We start from the raw sequence: 24,465 nt of genomic DNA, 5'->3' as shown, positions 1-24,465 counted from the left end.
CCTAAGGGGTGGTCAGTCGAGGAGGGCCAGCACGGCGTCGAGGTCCGTGAGCCCGGCGTCGGAGCCGAGCCCGGTGGCCACCAGGGAGGCGGCGGCGGTGCCCCAGCGGGCGGCGGTGGGCACGTCCTCGCCGTGCAGCAGGCCGGTGACGAACCCGGCGCAGTACGCGTCGCCGCAGCCGGTGGTGTCGGCCACCTCCGTCTTGACGACCGGGACCCGTTCGGCGCCCGCGCCGGTCACCACGAGGCTGCCCGCCTCGCCCAGCGTGACGAGCACGCCGCGCGGCCCCTCGGCCAGCAGCGCCCCGGCGGCCTCCCGCACGTCGTCGGCGCCCGCCATCAGCCGGGCCTGGCTCTCGTTCGGCAGCACGTAGTCGACGTGCGGCAGGAACGCCCGCGCCAGACCGAGCAGGTCCGGCATCTCCGACAGCAGATCCATGGTGACCACCGTGCCGGCGGCCCTGACCTCGTCGAGCAGCGCGAAGAAGGCGGGGTCGGCGAGCGCGAAGGTGACGTCCACGCCGCCCAGGTGGATCGCCCGCGCCCGGCGCAGCAGATCGGTGTCGAGGTCGGCGGGCGTGACGCCGAGGTTCGCGCCGGGGACGTGGAAGCTGGGGCGCCCGCCGTCCGGCCGGATCGGCAGGATCGAGGCGGCGGTGCGCTCCCCCGCCCGGCGGACCAGCCGGGAGACGTCCACGCCGTGCTTGGCCAGCACCGCGACGAGGAAGTCGCCGAGCTCGTCGTCGCCGGCGGCGCCCATGGTGACGACCTCGTTGCCCAGCTTGACCAGGTCGACGGCGGTGCCGGCGGCGGAGCCCGCGGCGGTGAGCCGGATCTCGTCGACGAGCACGGTGTCCTGCCCGTCGGGGATGTGCGAGACGGGCCTGGCGAGGATGTCGACGATGTGCACGCCGACGGTGACGACGGTCATGGTTTAAATAGACAGACGTCCGACTAAAAAGTCAATATGCTGGAGCGAACACGGAAGGGGGCATGCCGATGCCGAAGATCGTGGACCACGACGAGCGCAGGCGCGAGGTGCTGTCAGCCGCCCGCCGGGTGATCGTCAGAGACGGCATCGACGCCGCCACCACCCGCGCCATCGCCAAGGAGGCCGGCTACTCCAACGGTGTCCTGGCCCACTACTTCACCGACAAGGACGAGATCCTGCTGTCGGCGCTGAGCCAGTCCCACGAGCGCATCCGCGACCGGCTGTCCCGCAAGGTCGAGGGCGTCTCTGGGCTGGCCGCGCTGCGCGAGCTGCTCCTCGACAACCTGCCGCTCGACGCCGAGCGCACCCAGGAGACCCGCCTGGAGGTGAGCTTCTGGAGCCGGAGCCTGGCCTCCGAGCGGCTGGCCGAGGTGCAGCGGTCGGAGGCGGCCGAGCTGCGCGCCGCCGTGCGCGACCTGCTCGGCCGGGCGAGCGCGGCGGGCGAGCTGACCACCGGGCAGAACCTCGACGACGTGACCGAGCACCTGCTCGCCCTGGTCGACGGCCTGAGCCTGCACCTGCTGCTCTATCCGGACCGGCTGCGCCGGGTCGACCTGGAACGACTCCTGCTCCAGCACCTCGACGGGCTCTGACTCGTTGCCGCATTTCGGACGACCGACTACATTGCCGCCATGAGCCTCCGCGAGCAGTTGTGCGCGTACGGCAGGCGCGCCGTCGAGCTGGGCCTGGTCATCGGGACGTCGGGCAACCTGAGCGTGCGCGAGGGCGACCGGGTGGCGGTGACCCCCTCCGGGGTGGCGCTCGACCGGCTGACCCCGGAGTCGTGCCCGGTCGTGGACCTCGACGGCCATCTCCTGGAAGGTGACGCGCAGCCGTCCTCGGAGACGCCGATGCACCTGGCGATCTACCGCACCACCGACGCGCGGGCGGTGGTCCACACCCACTCGGTGTTCGGCGCGGTCGTGGCCACCACGAAGACCGAGCTGCCGCCGATCCACTACAACGCGCTGATGCTGGGCGGGGTGGTCAAGGTCGCCGAGTACGCCACGTACGGCACCGACGAGCTGGCCGCGAGCGTGCGGGCGGCGCTGGAGGGCAAGCGGGCGGCGCTGATGGCCAACCACGGCGGGGTGACCATCGGCGCCACGCTGGAGGAGGCGTTCGAGGCCACCCGGCTGCTGGAGTGGCTGTGCGAGGTGTACGTGCGCGCGCTGGGCGTGGGCGAGCCGGCCGTGCTCACCGACGAGCAGCTCGCCGCCGTGGTCGAGCGCGCGCTCAACCCGCCGGAGTTCCCCCGCCGTTGAGCGCCCGCTCGGCGAGCCCGGTCGGCAGCCCGCCGGAGCCGGCGATCCGGTCGTGGAAGGACTTCAGCGAGCCGGTGTACGACGCGCGGATCCGTTCGATCTCGATGGCGCCGGTGAGGTACGAGGGCGCCTGGGTGGGCCAGGCGCAGTAGCGGCTGACCTCGCCCTGCGCGGTGCCGGGCGAGAGCGACGCCTTGGTGGCCATGAACGTCTCGGCCTCCTCGGTCGTCATGTCCCCGCAGTGCAGCGCGGTGTCCACGACGATGCGGGCCGCCCGGAAGATCCGGAAGTCCAGGTGGGCCAGCTCGGTGGCGGGCGTGCCGAAGTAGCCCTGCTCGTGCAGGAGCTTCTCCACGTACAGCCCCCAGCCCTCGGTGAAGTACGGGGTGCGGAACACCTTGCGCACCGGGTGCGGGTTGGCGGCCAGGGTCGCCAGGTGCCAGTGGTGGCCGGGGTAGGCCTCGTGGACCGCGATCGACGGCATCTGCGCCCGGCTGTTGGTGCGCAGCCGCTGCCGCACCTGCTCGGGCGTGAAGTGGTCGGGGGTGTACGGCACGAAGAACACGCCGGTGCGCGAGCTGCTGAGCGGCGGCGGCGCCAGGTAGTGGGCCACCGCCACGACGGGCCGGCTGTAGACCGCCGACGGCAGCACCAGGCACTCCTCGCCCTCGGGGAACGTCACCAGGTCCCGCTCGCGGACGAACTCCCTGGCCCGCCGGGTCTCGGCCTCGTACTCGGCCCGCATCCCCTCCAGCGTGCCGGGGTGGTCGTCCATGAGCGTCTCCATGGCGGCCCGCCAGTCGGGCGAGCCGCTCACCCGTACCGCGACCTCGCGCATCCGCCCGTCCAGCTCGTCCCAGGCGGCCCGGCCCTTCTCGTGCAGCTCGGCGGCGCCGTACCCGAGCAGTTCGCGCTCGCGCAGCAGGCGCGAGTAGAGCCGCTCGCCCATCCGCCAGGTGCCGCCGCACTGGAAGCCGTCCAGGAACGCGACCAGTTCGTCGAACGCGGCGGCGGCCGGCTCGGCGGCCTCGGCGAGCCGGGCCCGCAGGTCCGGGTCGCCGACCATGCCGGGGACGGTCTCGGTGAGGAAGGCGCGCCCGGTGCGCGCCTGGCCGAGCCCGCGCCGCACGATCAGCGGCGCGGCCAGCTCGGGGTCGAGGTTGGCGCGGCAGGCGGCCAGCACTCCGGGCACCTCGGCCAGCCGGGAGATCGCGGCGGCCACCAGCTCGGGCTCCGGCTTGAGCCGGTGCTGGAACGGCGTGAACAGGGCCGTGAAGACGGCCGACAGGTAGACGGCCGGGTCGCGCCGCCAGTCGGGCCACTCCGCCAGCGCGACCGCGCCGCGGAGCTGGGAGATCACGAGGTCGCGGTCGATCGGGTCGCCCGTCTCGCCGGCCTCCAGCCGCGCCAGCCACCGGGCCTCCTCGCGCTCGCGCTCGGCGAACGCGGCGGCGGAGAAGTCGCCGAGCGCGTGGTCGTAGCCCCCGGCGCCCAAGGTGCTCGCCAGGACCGGACGCCGGGAAAAGTACCACCTGAGAAACTCGTCCACCGATGCACCATATCCTTGGCGAATGCCCCTTCAGATCACCGGCGCGTTAGGCGATCCCGACCTGATCCGGCTCCCCTGGGAGCTGCCGCTCGCGGAGTGGCCCCAGCACCACCTCGTCGACCTGCCGCGCGGCATCTCGCGGCACGTCGTGCGGTTCGCCCGGCTGGGCGGCAAGGTCTACGCGATCAAGGAAATCAGCGAGCGGTACGCCAGGCGCGAGTACCAGCTCCTGTGGGACCTGGCCAGGCTGGACGCGCCCGCCGTGGAGCCGGTCGCCTACGTCACCGGCCGCGAGGAGGGGCTGGACGCGGCGCTGATCACCCGGCACCTGCAGTTCTCGCTCCCGTACCGGGCCGTGATGTCCGGGACGCTGCGCCCCGACACGCTCACCCGGCTGATGGACGCGCTGGTCGTGCTGCTGGTGCGGCTGCATCTCACCGGGTTCTACTGGGGCGACTGCTCGCTGTCGAACACGCTGTTCAGGCGCGACGCGGGGGCGTTCGCCGCCTACCTGGTCGACGCCGAGACCGGCGAGATGCACCCGATGCTCAGCGACGGGCAGCGGCTCGGCGACATCGACGCGGCGCACCTGAACATCTTCGGGGAGATGCTCGACCTGGAGGCCGGCGGCCTGCTCCATCCGTCGATCGACCCGATGGACACCGCCGAGGACATCGTCAGCCGCTACCACCGGCTGTGGGCCGAGCTGACCCAGGACGAGATCATCGAGGAGGTCGACTGGCACCGGGTGGAGCAGCGGATCCGGCGGCTGAACCTGCTCGGGTTCGACGTGGCCGAGATGATGGTGCGGCGCAAGGTCGGCACCGGCCGGCTGATCGTCCGCCCCAAGGTGGTCGACTCCGGGCACCACCAGCGCCGCCTGCTGCGGCTGACCGGCCTGGACGCGGAGGAGAACCAGGCCAGGCGGCTGCTCAACGACCTCGACGGGTTCCGGGTCGCCGTGGGGCTGCGGCACGAGGACGAGGCGATCGTGGCGCACCGCTGGCTGGCCGAGGTGTTCCAGCCGACGATCGCGGCCATCCCGGCCGGGCTGCGCGGCAAGCTGGAGGCGCCGCAGCTGTTCCACGAGATCCTCGACCACCGGTGGTACCTGTCGGAGGCGGCCGGGAGCGATGTGGGGCTGGCCGCGGCGGTCAAGTCGTACGTGGACAAGGTGCTGGTCTTCAAGCCCGACGAGAAGGCGCTCCTTCCGGATGAGGCGACGGAACCGAATGCGAATAACCTTCCCTGAGGCCTTTGTCATTTCCTCATAAATCGCGGGATTATCCCTCTCAGTAGGGTTTTTCTTCGCCTCAGCCGTAGACAACTTCATCTCGGTGCGGCTCACGTTATCGCCGTTCATTTCCGTCTCTTCTGGCATCCCTAAGCTGTCCGCGTCCGCATGACGGCGAGGGAGGCCACCGTGCTCGCACTCGACAGCTGCCTGACCGAAGTCATGGCCATACCGGGAGCGCTCGACGCGATGCTCGTGGATCACACGAGCGGCATGGCCGTGTCCTTCAGCGGGCAACCCCGCGGCGTGGACGCCGACAAGGCGGCCGCGGCGCTGACCGAGATGCTGCGGGCCAGCATGGACGGGCTCTCGCGGGCCTGTCCCGGCGACACCGTGCGCATCGGCGACCTGCTGATCAGCACCGACCAGGGACACCACCTGATCAGGCTGATGGACACCCTGTTCGAGGGGCCGCTGGTGATCTACGTGCGCCTCGACATGGAGCGGTCGAACATCGCGCTGGCCCGCCACCGGCTGCGCACCATCTCCGAGCAGCTGCTGGCGTGACCGATGCCGTCGCTGGACACGCTCCTGGCCGGCCTCGCCAAGGAACGGGCCACCGGTGCGCTGCGGGTGGGCCGCGCCGGCACCGTCTACCTCGACGACGGGCGCATCACGTACATGACCTGCGCGCAGGTGCCCGGCGCCGAGCGGCTGCTCGCGGCCGGTGGCCGGGTGCCGGAGTCGGCGCTGCGCAGGCTGCAGGCCGACGGCGGCACCGAGCGCCTGCTGGAGGAAGGCCGGGTCACGCTCGGCGAGCTGCAGTACTGCGTGCTCGGCGCGGTGCTGGACGCGGCGTTCTTCCTGCTGCCGGTGACCGGCGCCCGGCCGAGGTTCCGGCCCGGCGAGGGGCACTGGCTCGGCGGGCGCTGGTACTTCGACGTGCCCGGCCTGGTGCGCGAGTGCGCGCGCCGCCGGGCACGGCTCGCCGAGACGTGGCCGCGGGCCGACCTGGACACCTCCCCCGTACGCGCCGCGCGGCGGATGCCCGGGCAGAGCGTGACGCTCAGCGACGTGCAGTGGGAGGTGGCGATCGGGGCCGACGGCGAGGCCACTCCCCTGGAGCTGGCCAAGCGGCTGGGCCGGTCCGGTTACGCGGTCCTGCTGGCGGTGCGCAGGCTGGCGGCGGCGGGCCTGATCGTCGCGGCCGAGGGGACGGAGCCGCTGCCCAGGCGGGTCAAGCGGCTCGACGTCGCCCGGCACGGGGCGGACGCCACCGCCGGCGGCCCGCTCGGCCCGGTCGTCACCGGGGACCCCACGGACATCGAGCTGCTGCTGCGGCTCAGGAAGGCGTTGGAGGAGCTGACGTGAGGTTCCCCTCACGCAGGAGGAGGCCATCTGTGGAACTGCGTCAAGAGGTGCTCAAGGAGATGGTTCTCCTGCGCGAACGGACGGCCGACGTCAAAGGGAGCGTGGCCTCCACCATCGACGGGCTGACGATCGCCTGCGACCTGGCGGAGGACAGCAGCGAGCACGTGTCCGCGCTGGCCGCGGCGCTGCTCGCGATGAGCCGGCGCATGATGATCCTGGCCGGGCGGGGCGACCTGGAGGAGACGCTCGTCTCCGGCAGCGCGGGCCACGCCGCGTTCTACGCCGCCGGCCCCACTGTCGTCCTCACAGTCCTGGCTGAGCCCGGCGCCAACCTCGGGCTGCTCCGGCTGGAGGGGCGCAAGACCGCCGCCGCGGTGGCGGCGGTGGCAGCAGGCAAGAAGTGACCATTCCTGATCGGAGGAAAGCATGGCCAGCATGGACATCTCTCTCAAGGAGATGATGGCGATCGACGGCTCCATCGGCGCCGCCATCGTGGACCATGGCAGCGGCATGGCGCTCGGCGCCCTGGGCGGGTCCAAGGACCTGGACCTCCAGGTCGCCGCGGCCGGCAACACCGAGGTCGTCAAGGCGAAGCTCCGCACGATGGACTCGCTCGGGCTCAACGACGCCATCGAGGACATCCTCATCACGCTCGGCGGCCAGTACCACATCATCCGGCCGATCTCCGGGCGCGGCGGCAAGGGCCTGTTCCTCTATCTGGCCCTGGACCGCGGCCGGGCCAACCTGGCCCTGGCCAGGCACCATCTCAAGAGCATCGAGGAGAAGCTGGAGGTCTGACCCTCCCCCGAGAACCCGGCGGCACGCGTCCGGGCGCGGCGAGCGCGTGCCGCCGCCGGGGCGCATCTCGCGAGCGGCAGCCTCCCGGCGCTTCGCGAGGTGCGCCCCTTCCAACGGTCCCGGGATCAGCGGGCCGGGCCCGCGTGACCGGCGGTGAGCTTGGTGACGGCCTCGACGAGTTCCGGCCAGAGCGCCCGCGGGAGGTCGTGCCCCATGCCGGGGAAGACCTTGAGCTCGGCGCCCGGGATGGCCGCTGCCGTGGCCTGCCCCCCGGAGAGCGGGACGAGCTGGTCGTCGGCCCCGTGGATGACCAGCGCCGGGACGTTGAGCCGGGTGAGGGCCTCGGTCCTGTCGGGCGACGCCATGATGGCGGCGAGCTGCCGGGCGAACCCCGCCGGGTCGTGGCCGCGGTCGAACGCCTCCCCGGCCAGCCGCTGGACACGCTCGCGGTCGAGCTCGTACCCCGGGGAGCCGATGACCGACCAGGTCGCCAGCGCCTGGGTCATGGCCTCCTCCCGGGTGGTCACCGGCTTGGTGAACAGGACCGACCGGGCGCTCTCGCTCGGCGGGGCGACCGCGCCACCGGGGGTCGACATGATCGAGATGAGGGTGAGCACCCGCTCGGGATGCCGGATGGCGAGCGACTGGGCGATCATGCCGCCCATCGAGGCGCCCATCACGTGCGCGGCCGGCCAGCCGAGGGCGTCCATCAGCCCGGCGGTGTCCGCGGCCATGTCGTCCAGCAGGTAGGGCGCCGGCTTGCCCGGTGCGGGCGCGCCCGCCTCGTGGAGGTGGGTGGACATCCCGGCGTCGCGGTTGTCGAACCTGACGACATGGTGCCCCTGCTCGGCGAGCTGCTCGCACAGCTCGTCGTCCCAGTGAATGAGCTGGGCGCCCAGCCCCATGATCAGGAGGAGCGGGCGCCCGTCGGGAGAGCCGAAGCTCTCGTACGCGATGTCGATTCCATGAGCCGATGCGGTCGAGGTCACGGCTCTAGAATGACATTCTAATCGTGGTGACGCAAAGGTCAGCGGCGCACGAGCTTGCGGATGCGCTCGCGGCCCAGCACCAGGCCGCCGCCGACGAGGATCACGCCGCCGGCCACGGCGGCTCCCGCCACGTTGCTCCGCTCGGTGGCCGCGGCCGCCTCGGCGCCGCCGGCGGCGGGCTGCGGCTCGGCCGGGGCCTTGACGAGGTTCACCGGGTCGGCCTTCACGGGGCTGGTCTTCACGGGCTCGGCCTTGTCGCTGCCGGACTGGCCCGCGACGGCCTTCTCCTCGTCCTTCTTGTCCGCCTTGTCGTCCGCCTTGTCCCCGGCCAGGACCGGCGGGGCGGCCGGGTTGCGGTCCATGCGCTTGTAGGCGCCCTCGGAGAAGGCGACCGGGTGGTTCTTCAGGCCCAGGCCGTCACCCCACTTGGTGATGACGTACTCGACCTCGATGTGGCCCTTGCCGCCGTTGCCGTCCACCATGAGCGTGCGCGGGTTGAACTTCCCGCCGGTCAGGTCGGCGAAGGTCTTGCCGTCCAGGTCGAGCATGATGCCCTTGCTGGACGGGACGCCCGGGCCGCGGTCGCCGACGAAGAACGGCGCCTTCTTGCCCTTGTAGACGACGTAGCCCTCGGTCAGCAGCGGCCAGCTGGGGCTGGCGGCCATGCCTTTCTGCATGGGCTTGCCGCTGGCCGGCAGGCCGGTGTCACCCGCGCGGCCGGAGCCGTCGTCCCAGAAGTAGGAGGCCGTGGTCTCGCCCTGGAGCAGGACCTTCTCCGTGCCCTTGTCGGTGTCGGCGTGAGCGGCGGCGCCGGAGCCGAGCGCCAGCGTGCCGGCGGCGGCGACGATCGCGGCGATGGAACGCATGCTGAAACGAGCAGACATGAAAAACAGAAGTCCTTTGTGAGGCAACAGCAAAGATGCGCTCGCGGAACGACGTAGCCGGGCATCAAGCCGTACGGACGCTACGGTGGGAGCGCGAAAGGAAGATCAGGAAATGGTGCCGCTCAATCGGCGGCCGATGACATCCCGCGGTAGGGGGGACGGGCGCGGTGATTCATCACAGGAAAACGTCCTCTCCATCTCGCCTACCGGGTTAGCTGACGGGTTCGGACGTGGAGATGCCCTACCGGCCGCATGGGCCGGATTCACCCCAGAAGGTGGGTCCCCGGTTCCCGCGGGGGAGCGGGATTCGGCGCCAGGCAGCCGCCTCTTCCTGGTGAAGAGCCAAGGTCACTGCCTGGTAACGCCGACCAATCTAGCGAGCAAATCGGACAAACGCAAAGGTAAGCCCATGATTCGGGCGAAGATCTACCTAGAAAAAGGGGGTACGGCATGCCGTACCCCCTTGAACACCCAGATTCAGCCGCCGCTCTTGCGCCTGAAGGACCGCTTGCCGGCAGCCGGGCCGTGGGCTCCGTGGATCTTGGAATGGTCGGCGCCCCTACCACTGCCGCCAGATCCCGCCTGCTGGCCGCGCTTGCGCTCCAGTGCCTCACGGAACTTGCGCTTCATCTCGTCCTCGGGAGTCTCGTCGACTTCCGGCTCCGGGGTTTCCGCCATGAGGGCCTCCTGATGTGCGTACAGCCTCCAGCTTCGCACGCAGGCCTTGACAGCGCATAACCGGGATCATCGGCGGGACGCGCGCCGGCGACTTGGTGTTGCCTTGACCCGATCGAGGAAACACCACGGACATGCAGCTCTACCCCCCGGAGCCGCGGCGGTGAGCCCGCTCGCGTTCCTCGGCCGGGATCTCGCGATCGATCTCGGCACGGCCACCACCCAGATCTACGCCCCCGGCCTGGGCGTCGTGCTCAACGAGCCGTCGATGGCGGCGGCCTGCGCGGCCACGGGCCGCACGCTCTTCGGCGCGGACGCGTACGCGGCGTGCTCGCCCTCCAGCGGGGCGGGCACGCGGGCGGTACGGGACGACGACGGGATCGCCCGCTGGCCGGTGCGCGAGGGCGGCGAGCTCGCCGGGCGGCTGGTCAAGCACTTCCTGAGCAAGGTGCACGGGCACCCGTACGCCCGGCCGCGGCTGGTGATGGCGCTGCCCGACGGCGCCCCGCCCATCCTGAGCTCGGCCGTGCGCGACCTGGCCTACGAGGCGGACGCCAGGCGGGTGTACCTCGTGGAGCACGCCGTCGCGGTGGCGCTCGGCGCGGGGCTCCCGGTGACGGAGCCGGCCGGGCGCATGATCGTCGACATCGGCCCTCACCTGACCAGGATCGCGATCCTCGCCTGCGGCGCCGTCGTCGCCGCCGGGACCGTCCACGCCGGCGGCGACGCCGTGAACGCGGCGATCGCCACCCTGGTCGCCCGTGAGCACGGGCTGCTGGTCGGCGAGGCGGAGGCGGAGGCGGCCAAGCTCCGCGCGGGCCCGTCCTGGAAACCGCTGGACCGGCACGTGATCGTCCGCGGCCTCGACCCGGAGTCGCGGCGCGAGCGGGTCGCGTGGCTGCCCGTCCAGCAGTTGTACGAGGTCACCCGGGCGCCGGCCGACGCCATCGCCCGCGCGGCGGCGACGGCCCTGGAGCGCTGCCCCGCCGAGCTCGCCGCCGACGTCGCCGCGCACGGGGCGGTGCTGACCGGCGGCGGCGCGCTGCTGCGCGGCCTGGCCAGACGCCTGCGCGCCGCCATGGGCGTGCCGGTGCGGCGCGCGGACCGGCCCGTCGAGTCGATGGCACTCGGCCTCGGCAGATACGCCGACCGCCTGGGCGCCATCGGCCCCCGGCCCCCGCTGTGACAACCCTTACAGCGGGGTCGAACAGGTGCCGTGCGCGATGTAGGCGAGCCCGTCGAAGGCGGCGCCGAGCACGGCCGGGGTGAAGGTCAGCTTGTACGAGAAGCGCCCGGCCGTGGCGCCGTAACCGCGCACGTACTGCTGCTCGCCCAGCCACCGGGTCACCGCCTCGGGCCTGGGCCCGAGGCGCAGGTCGACGACGTGATCGCGGGGGCAGGCGGCGGCCAGCAGGGATTCGGCCACGTCGGGCCTGCCGGCGGCGGGCACCCGGTGGCGCACCGGCGGCCGCCGCACGTCGGGCCTGCCGAACCGGAGCCGCCTGGCCCGGAACTCACCCTGTCCGAACAGCAGGCCGAGCGCGTAGTAACCGGCGCCGTGACGCTGACGCAGATGATCTCCCATGACCGGAGCACCGAGGCGCGCGTAGTGGCCGGCGGCCACGTGACCGTTGTGGGCCCAGACGGCGACCTTCGCGGCCGGGTCCTCCAGCAGCCGGTCGACGTTGTCGGCCATGAACTGGTCGCGGGCCGCCCCGGCGGTGCGCGCCCCGTCGGCGTCGCGCATCGGCCGCGTGACCAGTGTCGCGAACTGGCTCACGGTCCTGGCGTGCGCCTCCTCCGGGCCGCCGGCGCCCACCTCGTCGGCCAGCCCGCGGGCGGCCGCCTCGATCGCCGGGTCGAGCGGCTCCCCCACTCCCAGGCGCGTCTCCCCCAGCACCGCCAGCGGCCCGAGCAGCTCGCCGGCCCGCTCACCCAGGTGATCGCGGAGCCACCGCAGCGACGCTGCGGGGAACTGCGGGTCGATCCCGGCGAAGCGCACCTTCGGCTCGGCGGTGCGGTTGTGCGCGCGCATCCACTCCACCACGGCCAGCATCTCCCGCGTCCGCCACGTCCAGAACCCGAGGTCGGCCAGCAGCCGCTCCGGCTCCCCCGCTCCGCCCAGGACGTAGGCGTCCAGGGCCTCGGACGCCGACACGCTGGCCTCCATCGCCAGCACGGTGAACCCCAGCTCCTCCACGAGGAACCGCAGCAGCCGGTGCTTGAGCAGGAAGAACTCCCGCGTGCCGTGGGTCGCCTCCCCCAGCCCCACCACCCTGACACCGTCGAGGACCTCGCGCAGCGGCTCCAGGCCGGCGACCGGCCCGCGCGGGTCGAGCCCGTCGAGCGGGACGGCCCTGGACGCGAGCCAGCCGGTCACCTCGGCCGCTCCCGTCACGACCTGTCTCGAAGACTGGCCAGGGCGAGCACCAGGCCGAGCACGCCCAGCGCGACGCTCACCACCGTCAGCGTCGCGCCGTCGAGCCAGAGATGCAGCAGCCCGAAGTCGCGGTCGAAGAACTGGCGGGCCACGAACCCGCCGAACCCCTGGATCATGAGAATGACTCCGATGAACCCCATGCGGGCAACGCTGACACCCCCGGCGGGCCCGCCGCATCGGACCAAAGTATCGCCCGCATCAGCCCTTGGCCCATACCGTCCCACCGGATCACCTCTTTCTAGAGGATAAAGATCCGTTCGTCACGAAAAAGCACTACATTTGCGGCAGAGGCTACGTGGAAGGCGAGGACATGGCGCAGCTTCCGGGGCAGATCGACCCCAACGTGCCCAGTGTGGCCCGCATGTACGACTACTACCTGGGCGGCAAGGACAACTTCCCCGCCGACCGGGAGGCCGCGGAGCAAGTCATCGAGCTCGCCCGCCAGACCGGTTCCGACATCCGCGAGGTGGCCCTGGCCAACAGGGGATTCCTCATCCGGAGCGTGCGGCACCTGGCGCAGTCCGGCATCCGGCAGTTCCTGGACATCGGGACGGGCCTGCCGACGCAGGACAACGTCCACCAGGTCGCGCAGCGGGTCGCCGCGGACTCGAAGATCGTGTACGTGGACAACGACCCGATCGTGCTCGCCCACGCCCGCGCCCTGCTGGCCGACAACGCCGAGACGATCATCGTCCAGGGCGACCTGGCCGAGCCCGACGCCATCCTGGCCGCCGCCGAAGAGCATCTGGACTTCTCCCGGCCCGTGGCGGTGGTCGTGGCGGCCGTCTTCCACTTCTTCCACGACGACGACCAGGTGGCCAAGATCGTGGCGGCCCTCCGGCAGCCGCTGGTGTCCGGCAGCCACCTGGTGGTCTCGCACGGCTACATCGAGCCCGGGGAGAGCGAGGCGGCGAAGGTCGACGGGGTCCGCGGCGTCTACCAGCGCAGCACCTCGGGCGGCCTCGCCTGGCGCGGCCGGGAGGACCTGCTCGCGCTCTTCGACGGCCTGGAGATCCTCCCTCCGGGTGTGGTGCCGGCCCAGAAGTGGCGCAACGACGACGACCCGTACCCGTGGCCTGGCCTGGTCAAGGGCGGCGTGCTCGGCGTCGTCGGCCGCGTCCCCTAGACCGGCGGGGCCGGGTCGTACTGGATGTAGTGGCGGGTCTCCTTGGCGCGCTCGGTGCCGGCCAGCCGGGCCACCAGGTGCAGCGCCATGTCGATGCCCGCCGACACCCCTGCGGCGGTGATGGTGTCGCCGTCGTCCACGAACCGGTAGCCGGGCCGTACCTCGATCGTCGGGTCCAGGTCGGTGAGGGTGTCGATGGCCGACCAGTGGGTGGTGGCGGGGCGGCCGGCGAGCAGGCCCGCGGCCGCGTACGCCAGCGACCCCGTGCACACGCTCGTCAGCAGCGGCACGGTGGCGCGCCGGTCGCGGAGCCAGGCCAGGTGCTCCTCGTCCTTGAGCAGCGGCCGGGTGCCGCGCCCGCCCGGGTGCAGCAGCACGTCCATCGGCCCGACGTCGGCCATGCCGTGCTCGGCGACCAGCCCCAGACCCTTGGCGGCGCGGACCGGGCCGGCCTCGCGGGCGAAGGCGACCACCTCGGCCTCGTCCGGGTGGGCGGCGGCCCAGGAGGCCAGCACCTCCCACGGGCCGACGGCGTCCAGCTCCTCGACGCCCTCGAACAGCAAGATCCCGATGCGCATCAGTGGCTCCTCGTCATGCGGAAGTGGCGGCGGTACTGCCCCGGGGTGACCCGCAGGCTCCGCCGGAAACAACGGTGCAGGGTCTCGACCGTGCCGAACCCGCAGGCCCTGGCGACGGCGTCGAGCGTGTCGTCGGTGGTCTCCAGCAGGCGGCGGGCCGCCTCCAGCCGCACGGACTCGACGAAGGCGGCGGGCGTGCGGCCGGTCTCGGCGGTGAACACGCGGGTGAAGTTGCGCTCGCTCATGTCCGCCCGGCGGGCCAGCGCGGGCACGGTGAGGTCCTGGTCGGGGGAGGCGATGATCCAGGCCAGCAGGTCGCGCAGCGGCTCGCGGGCCGGCCGCCGCGCTTCGAGCTGGGCGGAGAACTGGGCCTGCCCGCCGGGCCGCTGGACGAACATCACCAGGTGGCGGGCGATCCGCCGCGTCTCGTCCGCCCCGAGGTCGTCCTCGACGAGCGCCAGCGCCAGGTCGATCCCGGCGGTCACGCCCGCCGAGGTCCACACGTTGCCGTCCTGGACGAACAGCGCGTCCGGATCGACGACGACGGACGGGTGCCGCGCGGCCAGCCGGTCGCACGACGACCAGTGGGTGACGGCCCGCCGCCCGTCCAGCAGCCCGGCCTCGGCCAGCAGGAACGCCCCGGTGCACACCGACGCCACCCGCCTGGACCGCCCGGCCGTCTCCCGCAGCCAGCCGATCAGCCGCGCGTCGGCGCACGCCTCGGGCGTGCCGCGCCCGCCCACGACGACGAGCGTGTCGATGGCGCCGTCGCAACCGGCGACGGTCGCGGTGGGCACCACGGCCAGCCCGCCCGACGCGGGGACCGGCCCCTCCGCCACCGCGACGGTCTCGATCGCGTACGGTCCGGCCTGGTGGAACACCTCGTGCGGCCCGGTCAGATCCAGGATCTGGAACCCGGGAAAGATGACGAAGACGACGCGCACGTCTTTTATGCTCCAGGGCCGCCCGTCATGGCGGCAAGGACAGGAAAGTGACGATTTCCGCCAAGATCAACTACGTGCGGCCGTGCGCAGCGCCCGGTAGAGCAGCCGGGAGTCGCCCAGGTGGTGGCGCAGGAGCTTCTCCAGGCCGCCGATCGGCACCAGGTTCTGCGGGGCGCGCGGATCCTTGTAGTCGACGCCGGCCAGCGGCGGCAGGGCCAGCGTCACCGCGTCGGCCAGCGCCGCCGCCTCCGCGGGGTCCAGCTCGGCGCTCGCCTCGCAGCGCACGATGCCCGCCCACGGGGTGACCGCGTGCACGGGCAGCCGCACGTACCAGGCGTGCCGCCGCCAGCTCGTGCCCATGAGGAACACCGGCGTGCGCTGACCTGGCGCCAGCGAGGCCACCACCGCCGACTGAGCGGGCGGCAGGTAGGCGATGTGGTGGGTCTTGATGTAGCCGATCGTGCGGGGCAGATGGCCGCGCCCGCGCAGCGGCCCGTCGACCAGCAGCAGGTCGTCGGCCATCCCGCGGTGGCGGACCGACAGCTCCACCTCCAGCTGGGTGACCTGCCGCTGCAGCGCCAGCGACAGCTCCTCCGCCGTCGAGTCGGCCGCCCTGCCGGGGCGGTAGGTGGCGTGCGCGGTCTTCACCTCGGGCGTGTACGGGGAGGCGCTGATGAGCGCGCGGTGCACCTCGATGTCCGCCAGGTCGGCGCCGTCGGGACCGCACCGGACGATCCCGGCGGCGTACGAGGCCGCGATCCCCGGCACCGGCATGGCCGTGTCGGGGTCGTCCACCCACACCCGGGCGTCGATCCGGCGCACCCCGTCGGCGACCAGCAGCGTCTCGGGAGCCCTGGCGTCGGGGCCGGGGGTGACGGGCTTCCAGTCGCCGGACGGCCGCTCGATGTCGAGCACCAGCTCGGCGCTCGTGGCGCCCAGCTCGGAGAACGCCTCGGCGGCCAGCGCCGCCGCGTAACCGGGGTCCCAGGGATCGACGGAGAACGCCGTCACGGCCCCACCTTCCGCACGTGCGAGCCCTTGGTGTCGCGGCGGACCTCGAACCGCACCGGCACCCGTTCGGCCAGCGCGGGGACGTGGGTGACGACGCCGACCATGCGCTCCTGCCCGGCGGCGAGCCGTTCGAGGGTGGTGGCGACCGTGTCGAGGGTGGCCGGGTCGAGCGTGCCGAACCCCTCGTCGAGGAAGATCGAGTCGAGGCCGCGCGCGACCGCGTCGGACAGCGCCAGCGCCAGCGCGAGCGCCGCCTGGAAGGTCTCGCCGCCGGACAGCGTGCGGGCGCTGCGCCGCATCCCGGCCTCGGCGTGGTCGATGACCTCGATCTCGGTACGGTCGCTCAGCGCGAGCTCGTACTGGCCGTCGGACAGCTCACGCAGCAGGCCGGAGGCGGTGGTGACGAGCACGGCGAGGGCCTCGGCGCACAGCCAGCGCTCGAAGGCGTTGGCGCGCAGCCGCAGCGCAAGCTCGTGCGCGACCTTGGCGGCGTGCTCCTTCGCGGCGAGCTCCTCGGCCAGTTCGGCGGCGCGTTCGCGGGCCTCCCTGACCCGCTCCAGCCGGGACTCGACGCGGGCCACCTCGCCGGCGACGGCCGCGCCGAGCTGCTCGGGGGTGCCTTCGCCGGGCAGCGGGACCTCGTGCTCCCGGAGGCGCTCGGCTAGCCTGGCGCGTTCGCGGGAGAGGCCGGCGGTGGCGGCGGCGAGCTCCTCGTCGCGCTCGGCCAGCGCGGCGGTGGCGGCGCGGGCGGCCTCGTCGCGCCAGGCCAGCAGGTCGGTCCAGGCGCGGTGCAGGTCGTCGCGGGCCAGCGGGGGCGGCGGGTCGTCGTGCGAGCCGAGCGCGAGCAGCCGGTCGCGGGCCGTCTCCAGCGTCCGCCACGCGTCGGCGGCCCGCCGGTCGGCCCGCTCCGCCTCCGTCTGCGCCTGCCGCAGCCGGGAGCGGGCGGCCCTCACGGCGGTGCGGGCCTCGGCGGCCACCGCCTCCGCCTTGGCGATCGCGGCCAGCCTGCCCTCGACCGCCGCCCGGTCCACGGCCGGGGGCAGCGCGGCCAGCTCCGCCTCCAGCCTGGTCACCTGGGTGGCGTACATCCCCGCCGACGTCTCACCCTTCGCGTACGCGGTCCGCGCCCGCTCGGCCTCCTTCCGCGCCGTGGCCAACGCCCCCTCCGCCGCCCGGATCTCCGCAGCCCCAGGCGCCCGCACCACCACCCGGGACGCCCCGGCGCCCGCGTGGGCATGCACAGCCGCACCCGCGTGGCTCCCCGTACGGGGATCTTCCGCGCCGGCGGTGGTCGCGGTGGGGGTTCCCGAGGCGGCGGAGCCCGTCGGGGCGGTCGGCTGCGGGGGTGTGTTCTCTCCTGGGGTGGGGCGGAGGCAGACGGGGCACGGGTCGCCGGGGGTGAGGCGGGAGGCCAGGTCGGCGGCGGCGTGGGCGTCGCGCAGCCGGTCGCGGCGCCGATCGGCCTCGGCCATGGCGCTTTCGGCTTCCTGGAGCGCGGACCTCAGCGACTCAAGGGAGTCCGCCGCGGAACGGGCCTGGGCACGGGCCGACTCCATCTGGGCGGTGAGCCGGTCGCGGGAGTCGAGCGCGGTCAGCGCGGCCTGGGGGCGCTCCCGGCCGCCCAGCGCGGCCAGCGCCTCGTCCGCCTCGTGCTCGTCGGCCTCCAGCCTGGCGACCTCGTCGAGGAGGGACGTCACCGCCTCCGCGGCGGCCCGCCGGGCCGACGAGAGCGTCGCCACCCCGTCGGGCATGCGCGGCGCGGCCAGGGCCGCCTGCCGCTCGGCCACGGCGGCGCGTTCGCGGGTGGCGCGGCGGATCTCGGACTCGCGGGCACGCAACAGGTCGAGGTCGGCGTCGAGGGTCGCGGCCAGCCGCCGCAGCGCGGAGAGCCGCCCGTCCAGCTGCTCCTCCAGCTCGGCCGTCGCCCCCGATAGCTTGCCCAGCTCGTCGCGGGCCAGGGAGGCGGAGGTCCTGGCCGTCTCCTCCTCGCGCACCGCCCGCTGCCTGATCGCCTCGTACACGTCGGCGTCGAGCAGCTGCACCAGCAGGTCCTGCCGCTCGCGCGGCGCGGCGTGCAGGAACTCGGCGAAGCGCCCCTGCGGCAGCACGACGCACTGGGTGAAGAAGCGGTATTCGAGCCCGGTCACCCGCTGCACCTCGGCCGTGACGTGCTCGCCCTCGGCGAGCGGCCTGACCACGGCCTCCCACGCCTCGCCCAGCGGCACCCCGCCGGCCAGCTCGTCGATGCGCGCCTCTTTGGTGCGGACCGTGCCCTTGCCGTCGCGGACGAGCGCGCGGACCACCCCGTAGCGGCGGCCGTCGCTCTCGAACAGCAGCGCCACCTTCCCCGCCGCGACGGACGGGGCCAGCGCGTGGGCGATGACGTTCTCCCTGCCCCAGCGCGGGACGGTGCCGTAGAGCGCGAAGCAGAGCGCGTCGATGATCGTGCTCTTGCCGGCCCCGGTCGGCCCGGTCAGCGCGAAGTAGTCGACGTCGGAGAAGTCGACGTCCACCGGGTCGCGGAAGCTGCCGAAGTGGTCGAGTCGCAGCAGCAGCGGGCGCATCAGCCGGTCACCTCGTCGTACAGCCGGTCGAAGAGCGTGGCCACCTGTTCGTCGGCGCGGCCGGTCGCGGTCAGGTATTCGCGGAACAGCTCGCGCGGGCTGCGGGCGGGCGAGCGCGACTCCCGTACGGCGGCGACGGGGCGGAAGCGCTCGTCCAGGGTCACGTCGATCGCGCCCGGCAGCAGCTCGCGCACCTGGTCGGCGAGGCCGACGCGGGGTTTCTCCTCGACGACCACCCGGAGCCAGTCGTCGCCCTGCTCCAGGGACTCCAGCCGGTCGAGCGTGCCGCGCACGGTGCGCAGCCTGCGCGGCGAGCGGAACACGACCTCCTCCACGGCGGCGGGCCGGCCGGGCGCGACGTCCACCAGCAGGGCGCCGGGCAGGTTGCCCTCCTCGCCGAAGTCGACCGCGATGGGCGAGCCGCTGTACCAGATGGGGCACGGGCCGGGCAGCTGCTGGCGGCGGTGCAGGTGGCCGAGCGCGGCGTACTGGGTGGACGGCGGGAAGGCGGTGGGCTCGAAGTAGTACGAGAAGATCGACTGGGCCTCCCGTTCGCCACCGCCGAACCGGCCGCCGGGGAGCGTGCCGTGGGTGGTGATCAGGTTGACCGTGTCGTTCTCGAAACCCGCGGTGAGCGCGGCGATCAGCTCGGCGATGCGGGCGGCGTAGTCGCGGTTGTGCTCGGCGGCGGTGCCGGCCAGCACCTCAGCGGCGCGCACCACGTAGCGGTGTGACAGGAAGGGCAGCACGGCGAGCCGGACCGGCTCGCCGGTGCGGGCGGTGAAGGAGAGCGTGCCGCCCTGGTCGGGGCGGCGGAACGCGCCCACCACGTGCAGGCCCAGCTTGCCGAGCAGCGGCCGGTAGACCTCGAACAGCTGTGGGTTGTCGTGGTTGCCCGCCAGCACCACGACGTCGCGGCCGCCCTCGCGCAGCGCCATCAGCGCCGGCAGCACGAGCTGCTGGGCCTCGGTGGTGGGCGCGGAGGTGTCGAACAGGTCGCCGGCCACGATCACCAGGTCGACGTCCCGCTCGCGGGCGGTGGCGACCAGCTCGCGCAGCACCTCGCGGTGCTCGTCGAGGCGGGAGCGCCCCTTGAGCACCTTGCCCACGTGCCAGTCGGCGGTGTGCAGGATCTTCACGAGTCGACCTCTCAGAAGGGCGGGATGTCGTCTTCGACGCCGGGCAGCCCCTGGAACGGATCGGCCGACGCCTCGGCGGGGGCGAGCGCCTCGGACGGGCGGGTGGCCCAGGCGGGGAACGGGAAGGCGACGACCAGCGGCACCGGGATCTCGGGCTGGGCCACGAACATGGTGCCGGGCCTGGCGATGGTGGCCCGGTCGCGGACGGCCGGGGGCAGCCAGCCGTACTCGGACCTGGCGGCCTCGGCGGTGTCGAGCCGGCCCGCGACGCGCACGGCGCTGTTGGCGACGATGCGGCGCTCCACCTCGGAGGCGGTCTGCTGGGCGCCGATGAGGATCACGCCGAGGCTGCGCCCGCGCTCGGCCACGTCGAGCAGGATCTCCTTGATCGGCGAGTCGCCTTCGCGCGGCGCGTACTTGTTGAGCTCGTCGAGCACCACGAACAGCAGCGGCTTGGCGGTGCCCGAGGACTCCTTGCGGTGGAACTCGCCGCGCAGCACCACGCCGACCACGAACCGCTGCGCCCGCTCGGGCAGGTTGTGCAGGTCGACGATCGTCACCTGGGCGCTGGAGGTGCTGACCGAGTGGTTGCGGTAGAACGGCAGGTCGCCGCGGATGATCGGCGACAGCGCGCGGACGGCGCTCCTGAGCCGGCGCAGGAAGGCGTTGACGGTGCCGAGCGGGGTCTGCGCGCCGGTCCACTGGGGGCGGCTGCCCTCGTCCTGGAGCTGGTCGGACAGCAGCTCGACCAGGTCGGAGAAGGTGCGGCAGGAGGTGCCCTGGATCATCACGGCGCCGCCGTCGCCGACCGGCTCCGCCCACGCCTTGAGCCGGGCCGCCACCTGGCCGACCAGCAGCGAGTAGCCGGCCCGCTCGTCGTCGGCGTCGGCGAACGCGAAGCGCAGCAGCTCGTCCTGGCAGAACTCGACGAGCGTCCAGTAGAAGGAGCTGACGCCGTGGGTGCGGGCCGAGACGTGGGGGACGCCGTTGGGGTCGCCGGGCCGGGGCGGCGCGAACACGTGGACGCTGCCGAACGGCCTGGCCGGCAGCCCGAGCCGGCCGTAGACGGCCTTGGCCGGCTCGTCGAGGCGGACGTTGTCCTGGTCGAGGAAGAGCAGGTCCTCGCCCTTGACCGAGAAGATCAGCGCCTTGGTGTTGGCCGCCTCGCCGCCCAGCACCCCCGAGTTGAAGATCGAGTAGAGCAGGAAGGTGGCGAACGAGGTCTTGGTGGCGACGCCGGAGACGCCGGAGATCGACACGTGGGCGCCGCGGGTGCCGTCGAGGAAGTCGAAGTTGACGTAGAGCGGCTGCCCGTCGCGGCCCACGCCGAGCGGCACCCGGCGCTCCATCACGTCGAAGTAGAGCGCCTGGTCGCGGTCGCCCGCCCCGGCGAGATAGACCGTGGCCCCGGGCAGCGGCGGCACGAACACCTCGGGCTCGACCCGGGTGACCCGCACCTCGGCCACCTCGACCACCGCCGCGGGCAGCGCCCCTTCGGCGATCAGGAACACGTCGGAGTCGTACGCCGCGCCTTCGTGACGCGCCTCCACGGCCGTCACCACGCCGGCCATCACCAGCGGCCCGTGGCCGGGCACCTCGCGCTTGGTCACCACCACGTCGTCGAGCTGCACCACCTTGCCCGGCTCCAGCCCGATCCAGAACGACAGCGGCGAGGCGGCCTGCGTGCCCAGCACCCGGCCGACCGCCCCCGCGGCCACGGAGGCCACATCGACGCTCGTCATCCCGTTGACCGTCACGAAGCCCTCCACCCCCATCAACGCCTCCATGCAGGGTAATGGGCCAGGGTGACAGAAGTCCCCCGTCAAGGAGCACGCGACCGATGACTTCGCCGCCTCTCGTGGGTCTACATTCCAGGATGACTGGGAAGGAAGCGACGACATGACCCACACCCTTGAGGTGCCCGGCGCGACTCTCGCCTACGACGTGCACCAGGCCGAGGCGGACGACGCGCCGATCCTGCTGATGATCGGATGCCCGATGGACGCCACCGGGTTCACCGCCCTGGCCGGGCGGTTCCGGGACCGTACGGTGGTGACCTACGACCCGCGCGGGATCGGGCGCAGCGAGCGCGACGGCGGCGGCGAGTCGACGCCCGAGCAGCACGCCGACGACGTGCACCGGCTGATCGGCGCGCTCGGCGGCGGGCCCGTGGACGTCTTCGCCAGCAGCGGGGGCGCCGTGAACGCGCTGGCGCTGGTGGCCCGGCACCCCGAGCGGGTGCGCACGCTCGTGGCGCACGAGCCGCCGGCCGCGCAGGCCCTGCCGGACCGGGAGCGGGCGCTGGCCTCGGTGGTGGACATCTGCCGGACGTACGATCGCGACGGTTTCGGCGCGGCGATGGCGAAGTTCATCGCGGTCTCCAGCCTGCGGGGCGAGGTTCCCGCCGGCTTCGCCGACCTGCCCGTGCAGAAGCCGGAGGAGCTCGGGTTCCCGGCGGAGGACGACGGCTCCCGCGACGACCCGATGTTCGCCCAGAATCTCATGACCTGCACGCATTACGAGCACGACTTCGAGGCGCTGCGCGCGGCGCCGACCCGGATCGTCATCGGCGTCGGCGCCGAGTCGGAAGGGGAACTGGCGCACCGCGCGGGCGTGGCGGTCGCCGCGCGGCTCGGCACGGAGCCCGTGGTCTTCCCCAGCCACCACGGCGGATTCCTGGACGGCCAGTTCGGCATGGCGGGCGACCCCGACGGCTTCGCCGCCACGCTCCGCCGGGTCCTGTCCGCATAGGGGGGGCCGACGAACCGGGCAGACTGGGCAGAGTGACGTCGATCGACCATCAACCGGCCACGCCGTTCGAGGAGCGGCTGTGGGCCGCTCATCAGGACGGGCAGACGGCCCTGTGCCTGAGCCTGCTCCGCGACGCCGACCTTGCGCTGCCGATCACCGCCGGCGCGGCGGCCGGGACCGAGGCTCCGGCCTGGGCGACGGCCGCGGACGCCGAACGGACGTGGGTGCTGGCGTTCACCTCGGTGGCGGCGATGCGGCTGGCCACCGGCGGCGTGGCCGCGCACTGCCGGATCGCGTCGCCGGTCGAGCTGGCGGCCGGCTGGCCCGACCCGCGGTGGGGCCTGGCGGTCAATCCGGGGCTGCCCGCCTCCTTCCTGCTGGAGTCGGGCACGCTGGCCAGGCTGGCGGTGCCCACGCTGGCCCAGGACCTCCTGATCGCCCCCGGTTCCGGGGTCCCGGCGGTGCAGAAGCTGCTCTCCCCCGGCGGCGTGCACGACCTGCTCACCGGAGGCGAGCCGAGGATCTCCGGATACTGCCACCACGCGCTGGACGTCTCGCACATCGCGACGCCCGCGGTGCTCGCCGAGGCCCTGGGGCAGCCCGACATGCTGACCTCCGACGGCTCGCTCAACATCCTGCGCTGGCGCCCCGCCGGCCTCGGCCTCTACCGCACCCCGTACGGCGGGACCGACGAGGAGCGCAGGGCCGCGGTGGCCGGGTGGGTCGTCGAGGAGCCGCCGTTCACCGGGCTCGGCCTGGCGCCGAACGTGGACCAGGTCATCCGCGAGTACAAGGTGTACGGGGTGATCCTGCCGCACGGCGCGGAGATCTGGGAGCTCACCGAGGCCGGGACCGAGCACCGGCGCGCTCTTTACCACGGCGACCTGCGGCGATGGCTGCTGATCGGGGCGCGGACGTGACAAGCCCTGCTTATTACCGTGCCCGCTGGCGGGGCGCCGACTATGTGGCCAGCCCCGAGCCGCACCCCCTGGAACTGTGGGTGCGGCTGCGCAGCCCCGATCCGGCGGACGGCTTCGAGGAGGTCGAGCCCGGCTGTCACGTGCGCACGGTGCCCGTGGCGGAGTGCGAGGCCCTGGACTTCGTGACGACGGTGTGCCACTGGCGGGGCGAGCGGTTCGACGTGCGCGACGAGCGTGACGGGCTGCTGCTGCTCGAGTATCTGGGCGGCTCCGCGCTCACCGCGCGGGAGCTGGGGCTGGAACGGATCGAGCGCGGCGTGTACCGCCTCTGGGTGCCCCGTGAAGAGGTGAACGATCCGCAGGAGCACGCCGTACCACTCAATGGGGAAGATTCACCACTTTGATGCACCTCTTGCCTTCTGATGTTCATGTGACGGAAACTGATCAGTAATACGGGTGTGTGATCAGATTCGCCGGGGATGGGGGAGGTGTCCGTGGAGTCCCTCCCTGACGTGGCGGCGATGCGCGCGTACGCCGACGAACTGCGCGACATGTTCCGCCAGATCCAGGACGCGAGCCTGGAGTTGCACGCGAAGGCGCGAGAGGTCCAGGTCACCGAGAAGTCGCGCGACGGCCTGGTGTCGGTGACGGTCGGGGCGCGCGGGGAGCTGGTCAGGCTCGATCTCGACCCGCGCATCTACCGGCGTCCCGACGCGCGGCACCTGGCCGACACGATCACCGAGACGACGCGGCGGGCGGTGGCCAGGGCCAGGGAACGCGTCACCGAGATCTTCGAGCCGGTGATCCCCCGCGCGGAGTTCGAGGCGCACCTCGACGGTGACCTCGAAGCCGCCATGAACCGGCTCGCCGACCGGATGGAGGGCCGGACGTGAGACTCTGGGACGGTACGGAGATCATGAAGCCGACCGTGGACCGCGGGCTGACCCAGTGGGACACGATGGCCGGGGACCTCGACGAGAAACTGTCCGACCGGGTCGCCAAGGTCAAGGCGGCCCTCGCCGCCGCGCCGTGGGGCACCGGCGCCGAGGGCGTGGCGTTCTGGAACGCCCACTTCCAGGGCAACGGCCCGAACCTCCTGCTCGACCAGTGCGCGCAGCTGTGCCAGGAGATCTCCGGCGAGCCGGGCAGGGTGCGCGCCGCCGTCGGCAACACCCTGCAGGTGAGCACCGCCATGGAAGAGGATCTCTCCGCGATGATGCGGCAGGTCTGAGAGCTC

General features: G+C 73.0%; 27 protein-coding genes and 1 riboswitch. Of the genes, 14 read left to right on the top strand and 13 right to left on the bottom strand.

Going from position 1 to position 24,465, the window contains the following annotated elements; all coding sequences use genetic code 11:
- Positions 1–12 precede the first annotated feature (12 nt).
- Positions 13–930: a carbohydrate kinase family protein gene (locus tag FR742_RS03805; protein WP_148029622.1), complete on the bottom strand. Its 918-nt coding sequence runs from the start codon at positions 928–930 to the stop codon at positions 13–15.
- A gap of 68 nt (positions 931–998) precedes the next feature.
- Here FR742_RS03805 and FR742_RS03800 point away from each other — a divergent pair, with 68 nt between their 5' ends.
- On the top strand, positions 999–1,583 hold the full coding sequence (locus tag FR742_RS03800; protein WP_148029621.1) for a TetR/AcrR family transcriptional regulator: 585 nt from the start codon (positions 999–1,001) through the stop codon (positions 1,581–1,583).
- A 39-nt stretch (positions 1,584–1,622) separates the two neighbouring features.
- A complete protein-coding gene (locus tag FR742_RS03795) occupies positions 1,623–2,255 on the top strand; it encodes a class II aldolase/adducin family protein (protein WP_148029620.1) in 633 nt (210 codons plus the stop codon).
- Here FR742_RS03795 and FR742_RS03790 read toward each other — a convergent pair.
- Positions 2,227–3,804: a DUF885 domain-containing protein gene (locus tag FR742_RS03790; protein ID WP_148029619.1), complete on the bottom strand. Its 1,578-nt coding sequence runs from the start codon at positions 3,802–3,804 to the stop codon at positions 2,227–2,229. The two genes, FR742_RS03795 and FR742_RS03790, sit on opposite strands and share 29 nt — an antisense overlap.
- A gap of 22 nt (positions 3,805–3,826) precedes the next feature.
- Between FR742_RS03790 and FR742_RS03785 the strand changes: the two genes are divergently transcribed.
- The 5 genes from FR742_RS03785 (at position 3,827) to FR742_RS03765 (ending at position 7,207) form a co-directional block, all read left to right on the top strand.
- Complete coding sequence (locus FR742_RS03785) at positions 3,827–5,056, top strand: DUF4032 domain-containing protein (protein ID WP_148029618.1); 1,230 nt, start codon at positions 3,827–3,829, stop codon at positions 5,054–5,056.
- Between the two features lie 171 nt (positions 5,057–5,227).
- Positions 5,228–5,605 (top strand): roadblock/LC7 domain-containing protein, encoded by a 378-nt coding sequence (locus FR742_RS03780; protein WP_148029617.1) that lies wholly within the window; start codon positions 5,228–5,230, stop codon positions 5,603–5,605.
- 3 nt (positions 5,606–5,608) lie between these two features.
- Positions 5,609–6,409, top strand: coding sequence for a MarR family transcriptional regulator (locus tag FR742_RS03775; protein ID WP_148029616.1), 801 nt, complete (start codon positions 5,609–5,611; stop codon positions 6,407–6,409).
- Between the two features lie 29 nt (positions 6,410–6,438).
- Positions 6,439–6,813 (top strand): roadblock/LC7 domain-containing protein, encoded by a 375-nt coding sequence (locus tag FR742_RS03770; RefSeq protein ID WP_148029615.1) that lies wholly within the window; start codon positions 6,439–6,441, stop codon positions 6,811–6,813.
- A gap of 22 nt (positions 6,814–6,835) precedes the next feature.
- Complete coding sequence (locus tag FR742_RS03765) at positions 6,836–7,207, top strand: hypothetical protein (RefSeq protein WP_148029614.1); 372 nt, start codon at positions 6,836–6,838, stop codon at positions 7,205–7,207.
- A 125-nt stretch (positions 7,208–7,332) separates the two neighbouring features.
- On the opposite strand, the gene FR742_RS03760 is transcribed toward FR742_RS03765, so the two are convergent.
- From FR742_RS03760 to FR742_RS03750, 3 genes are all read right to left on the bottom strand, one after another.
- Entirely contained in the window at positions 7,333–8,196 is an 864-nt protein-coding gene (locus FR742_RS03760; protein ID WP_222708831.1) for an alpha/beta fold hydrolase, read from the bottom strand.
- A 38-nt stretch (positions 8,197–8,234) separates the two neighbouring features.
- On the bottom strand, positions 8,235–9,080 hold the full coding sequence (locus FR742_RS45565) for a hypothetical protein (RefSeq protein WP_261808345.1): 846 nt from the start codon (positions 9,078–9,080) through the stop codon (positions 8,235–8,237).
- 185 nt (positions 9,081–9,265) lie between these two features.
- Positions 9,266–9,403: riboswitch (cyclic di-AMP (ydaO/yuaA leader) on the bottom strand.
- Between the two features lie 154 nt (positions 9,404–9,557).
- A complete protein-coding gene (locus tag FR742_RS03750; protein ID WP_148029613.1) occupies positions 9,558–9,758 on the bottom strand; it encodes a DUF5302 domain-containing protein in 201 nt (66 codons plus the stop codon).
- 160 nt (positions 9,759–9,918) lie between these two features.
- On the opposite strand from FR742_RS03750, the gene FR742_RS03745 reads away from it, so the two are divergent.
- Positions 9,919–10,941, top strand: a complete 1,023-nt coding sequence (locus FR742_RS03745) for a rod shape-determining protein (protein WP_187280975.1) — start codon at positions 9,919–9,921, stop codon at positions 10,939–10,941.
- Between the two features lie 6 nt (positions 10,942–10,947).
- Here the strand turns inward: FR742_RS03745 and FR742_RS03740 are convergent, their stop codons facing one another.
- Entirely contained in the window at positions 10,948–12,135 is a 1,188-nt protein-coding gene (locus FR742_RS03740; protein ID WP_222708830.1) for an erythromycin esterase family protein, read from the bottom strand.
- 14 nt (positions 12,136–12,149) lie between these two features.
- The gene (locus FR742_RS45030) at positions 12,150–12,335 is read right to left on the bottom strand and encodes a hypothetical protein (RefSeq protein WP_222708829.1); all 186 of its coding nucleotides are present in this window, start codon (positions 12,333–12,335) and stop codon (positions 12,150–12,152) included.
- 170 nt (positions 12,336–12,505) lie between these two features.
- On the opposite strand from FR742_RS45030, the gene FR742_RS03735 reads away from it, so the two are divergent.
- Entirely contained in the window at positions 12,506–13,321 is an 816-nt protein-coding gene (locus FR742_RS03735) for an SAM-dependent methyltransferase (protein ID WP_148029610.1), read from the top strand.
- Here FR742_RS03735 and FR742_RS03730 read toward each other — a convergent pair.
- The 6 genes from FR742_RS03730 to FR742_RS03705 form a co-directional block, all read right to left on the bottom strand.
- A complete protein-coding gene (locus tag FR742_RS03730) occupies positions 13,318–13,899 on the bottom strand; it encodes a DJ-1/PfpI family protein (RefSeq protein ID WP_222708828.1) in 582 nt (193 codons plus the stop codon). The two genes, FR742_RS03735 and FR742_RS03730, sit on opposite strands and share 4 nt — an antisense overlap.
- The gene (locus tag FR742_RS03725) at positions 13,899–14,843 is read right to left on the bottom strand and encodes a GlxA family transcriptional regulator (protein WP_148029609.1); all 945 of its coding nucleotides are present in this window, start codon (positions 14,841–14,843) and stop codon (positions 13,899–13,901) included. Before FR742_RS03725 ends, FR742_RS03730 begins: the two co-directional genes overlap by 1 nt.
- Before the next feature lie 66 nt (positions 14,844–14,909).
- Positions 14,910–15,854: a hypothetical protein gene (locus FR742_RS03720; RefSeq protein WP_148029608.1), complete on the bottom strand. Its 945-nt coding sequence runs from the start codon at positions 15,852–15,854 to the stop codon at positions 14,910–14,912.
- On the bottom strand, positions 15,851–18,418 hold the full coding sequence (locus tag FR742_RS03715) for an AAA family ATPase (RefSeq protein WP_148029607.1): 2,568 nt from the start codon (positions 18,416–18,418) through the stop codon (positions 15,851–15,853). The genes FR742_RS03720 and FR742_RS03715 overlap by 4 nt, the downstream gene beginning before the upstream one ends.
- Positions 18,418–19,557 (bottom strand): exonuclease SbcCD subunit D, encoded by a 1,140-nt coding sequence (locus FR742_RS03710; RefSeq protein ID WP_148029606.1) that lies wholly within the window; start codon positions 19,555–19,557, stop codon positions 18,418–18,420. Before FR742_RS03710 ends, FR742_RS03715 begins: the two co-directional genes overlap by 1 nt.
- A gap of 11 nt (positions 19,558–19,568) precedes the next feature.
- Positions 19,569–21,344, bottom strand: a complete 1,776-nt coding sequence (locus FR742_RS03705) for an ATP-binding protein (RefSeq protein WP_246639416.1) — start codon at positions 21,342–21,344, stop codon at positions 19,569–19,571.
- A 112-nt stretch (positions 21,345–21,456) separates the two neighbouring features.
- On the opposite strand from FR742_RS03705, the gene FR742_RS03700 reads away from it, so the two are divergent.
- The 5 genes from FR742_RS03700 (at position 21,457) to FR742_RS03680 (ending at position 24,459) form a co-directional block, all read left to right on the top strand.
- Positions 21,457–22,308 carry an alpha/beta fold hydrolase gene (locus FR742_RS03700; protein WP_148029605.1) on the top strand — a complete coding sequence of 284 codons (852 nt, stop codon included), beginning with the start codon at positions 21,457–21,459 and terminating at the stop codon, positions 22,306–22,308.
- Positions 22,309–22,340: 32 nt separating this feature from the next.
- Positions 22,341–23,228: an SseB family protein gene (locus tag FR742_RS03695; protein WP_148029604.1), complete on the top strand. Its 888-nt coding sequence runs from the start codon at positions 22,341–22,343 to the stop codon at positions 23,226–23,228.
- A complete protein-coding gene (locus FR742_RS03690) occupies positions 23,225–23,632 on the top strand; it encodes a hypothetical protein (protein ID WP_261808344.1) in 408 nt (135 codons plus the stop codon). The genes FR742_RS03695 and FR742_RS03690 overlap by 4 nt, the downstream gene beginning before the upstream one ends.
- Positions 23,633–23,722: 90 nt before the next feature.
- Positions 23,723–24,121, top strand: a complete 399-nt coding sequence (locus tag FR742_RS03685; RefSeq protein WP_261808343.1) for a YbaB/EbfC family nucleoid-associated protein — start codon at positions 23,723–23,725, stop codon at positions 24,119–24,121.
- Positions 24,118–24,459 carry a hypothetical protein gene (locus tag FR742_RS03680; protein ID WP_148029601.1) on the top strand — a complete coding sequence of 114 codons (342 nt, stop codon included), beginning with the start codon at positions 24,118–24,120 and terminating at the stop codon, positions 24,457–24,459. Before FR742_RS03685 ends, FR742_RS03680 begins: the two co-directional genes overlap by 4 nt.
- The last annotated feature ends 6 nt before the right edge of the window (positions 24,460–24,465 follow it).

Origin of the sequence: Nonomuraea sp. C10, from assembly GCF_008017515.1 — a bacterium.
GTDB lineage: Bacteria > Actinomycetota > Actinomycetes > Streptosporangiales > Streptosporangiaceae > Nonomuraea > Nonomuraea ferruginea.
This window is presented reverse-complemented; position numbering and strand designations above follow the sequence as displayed.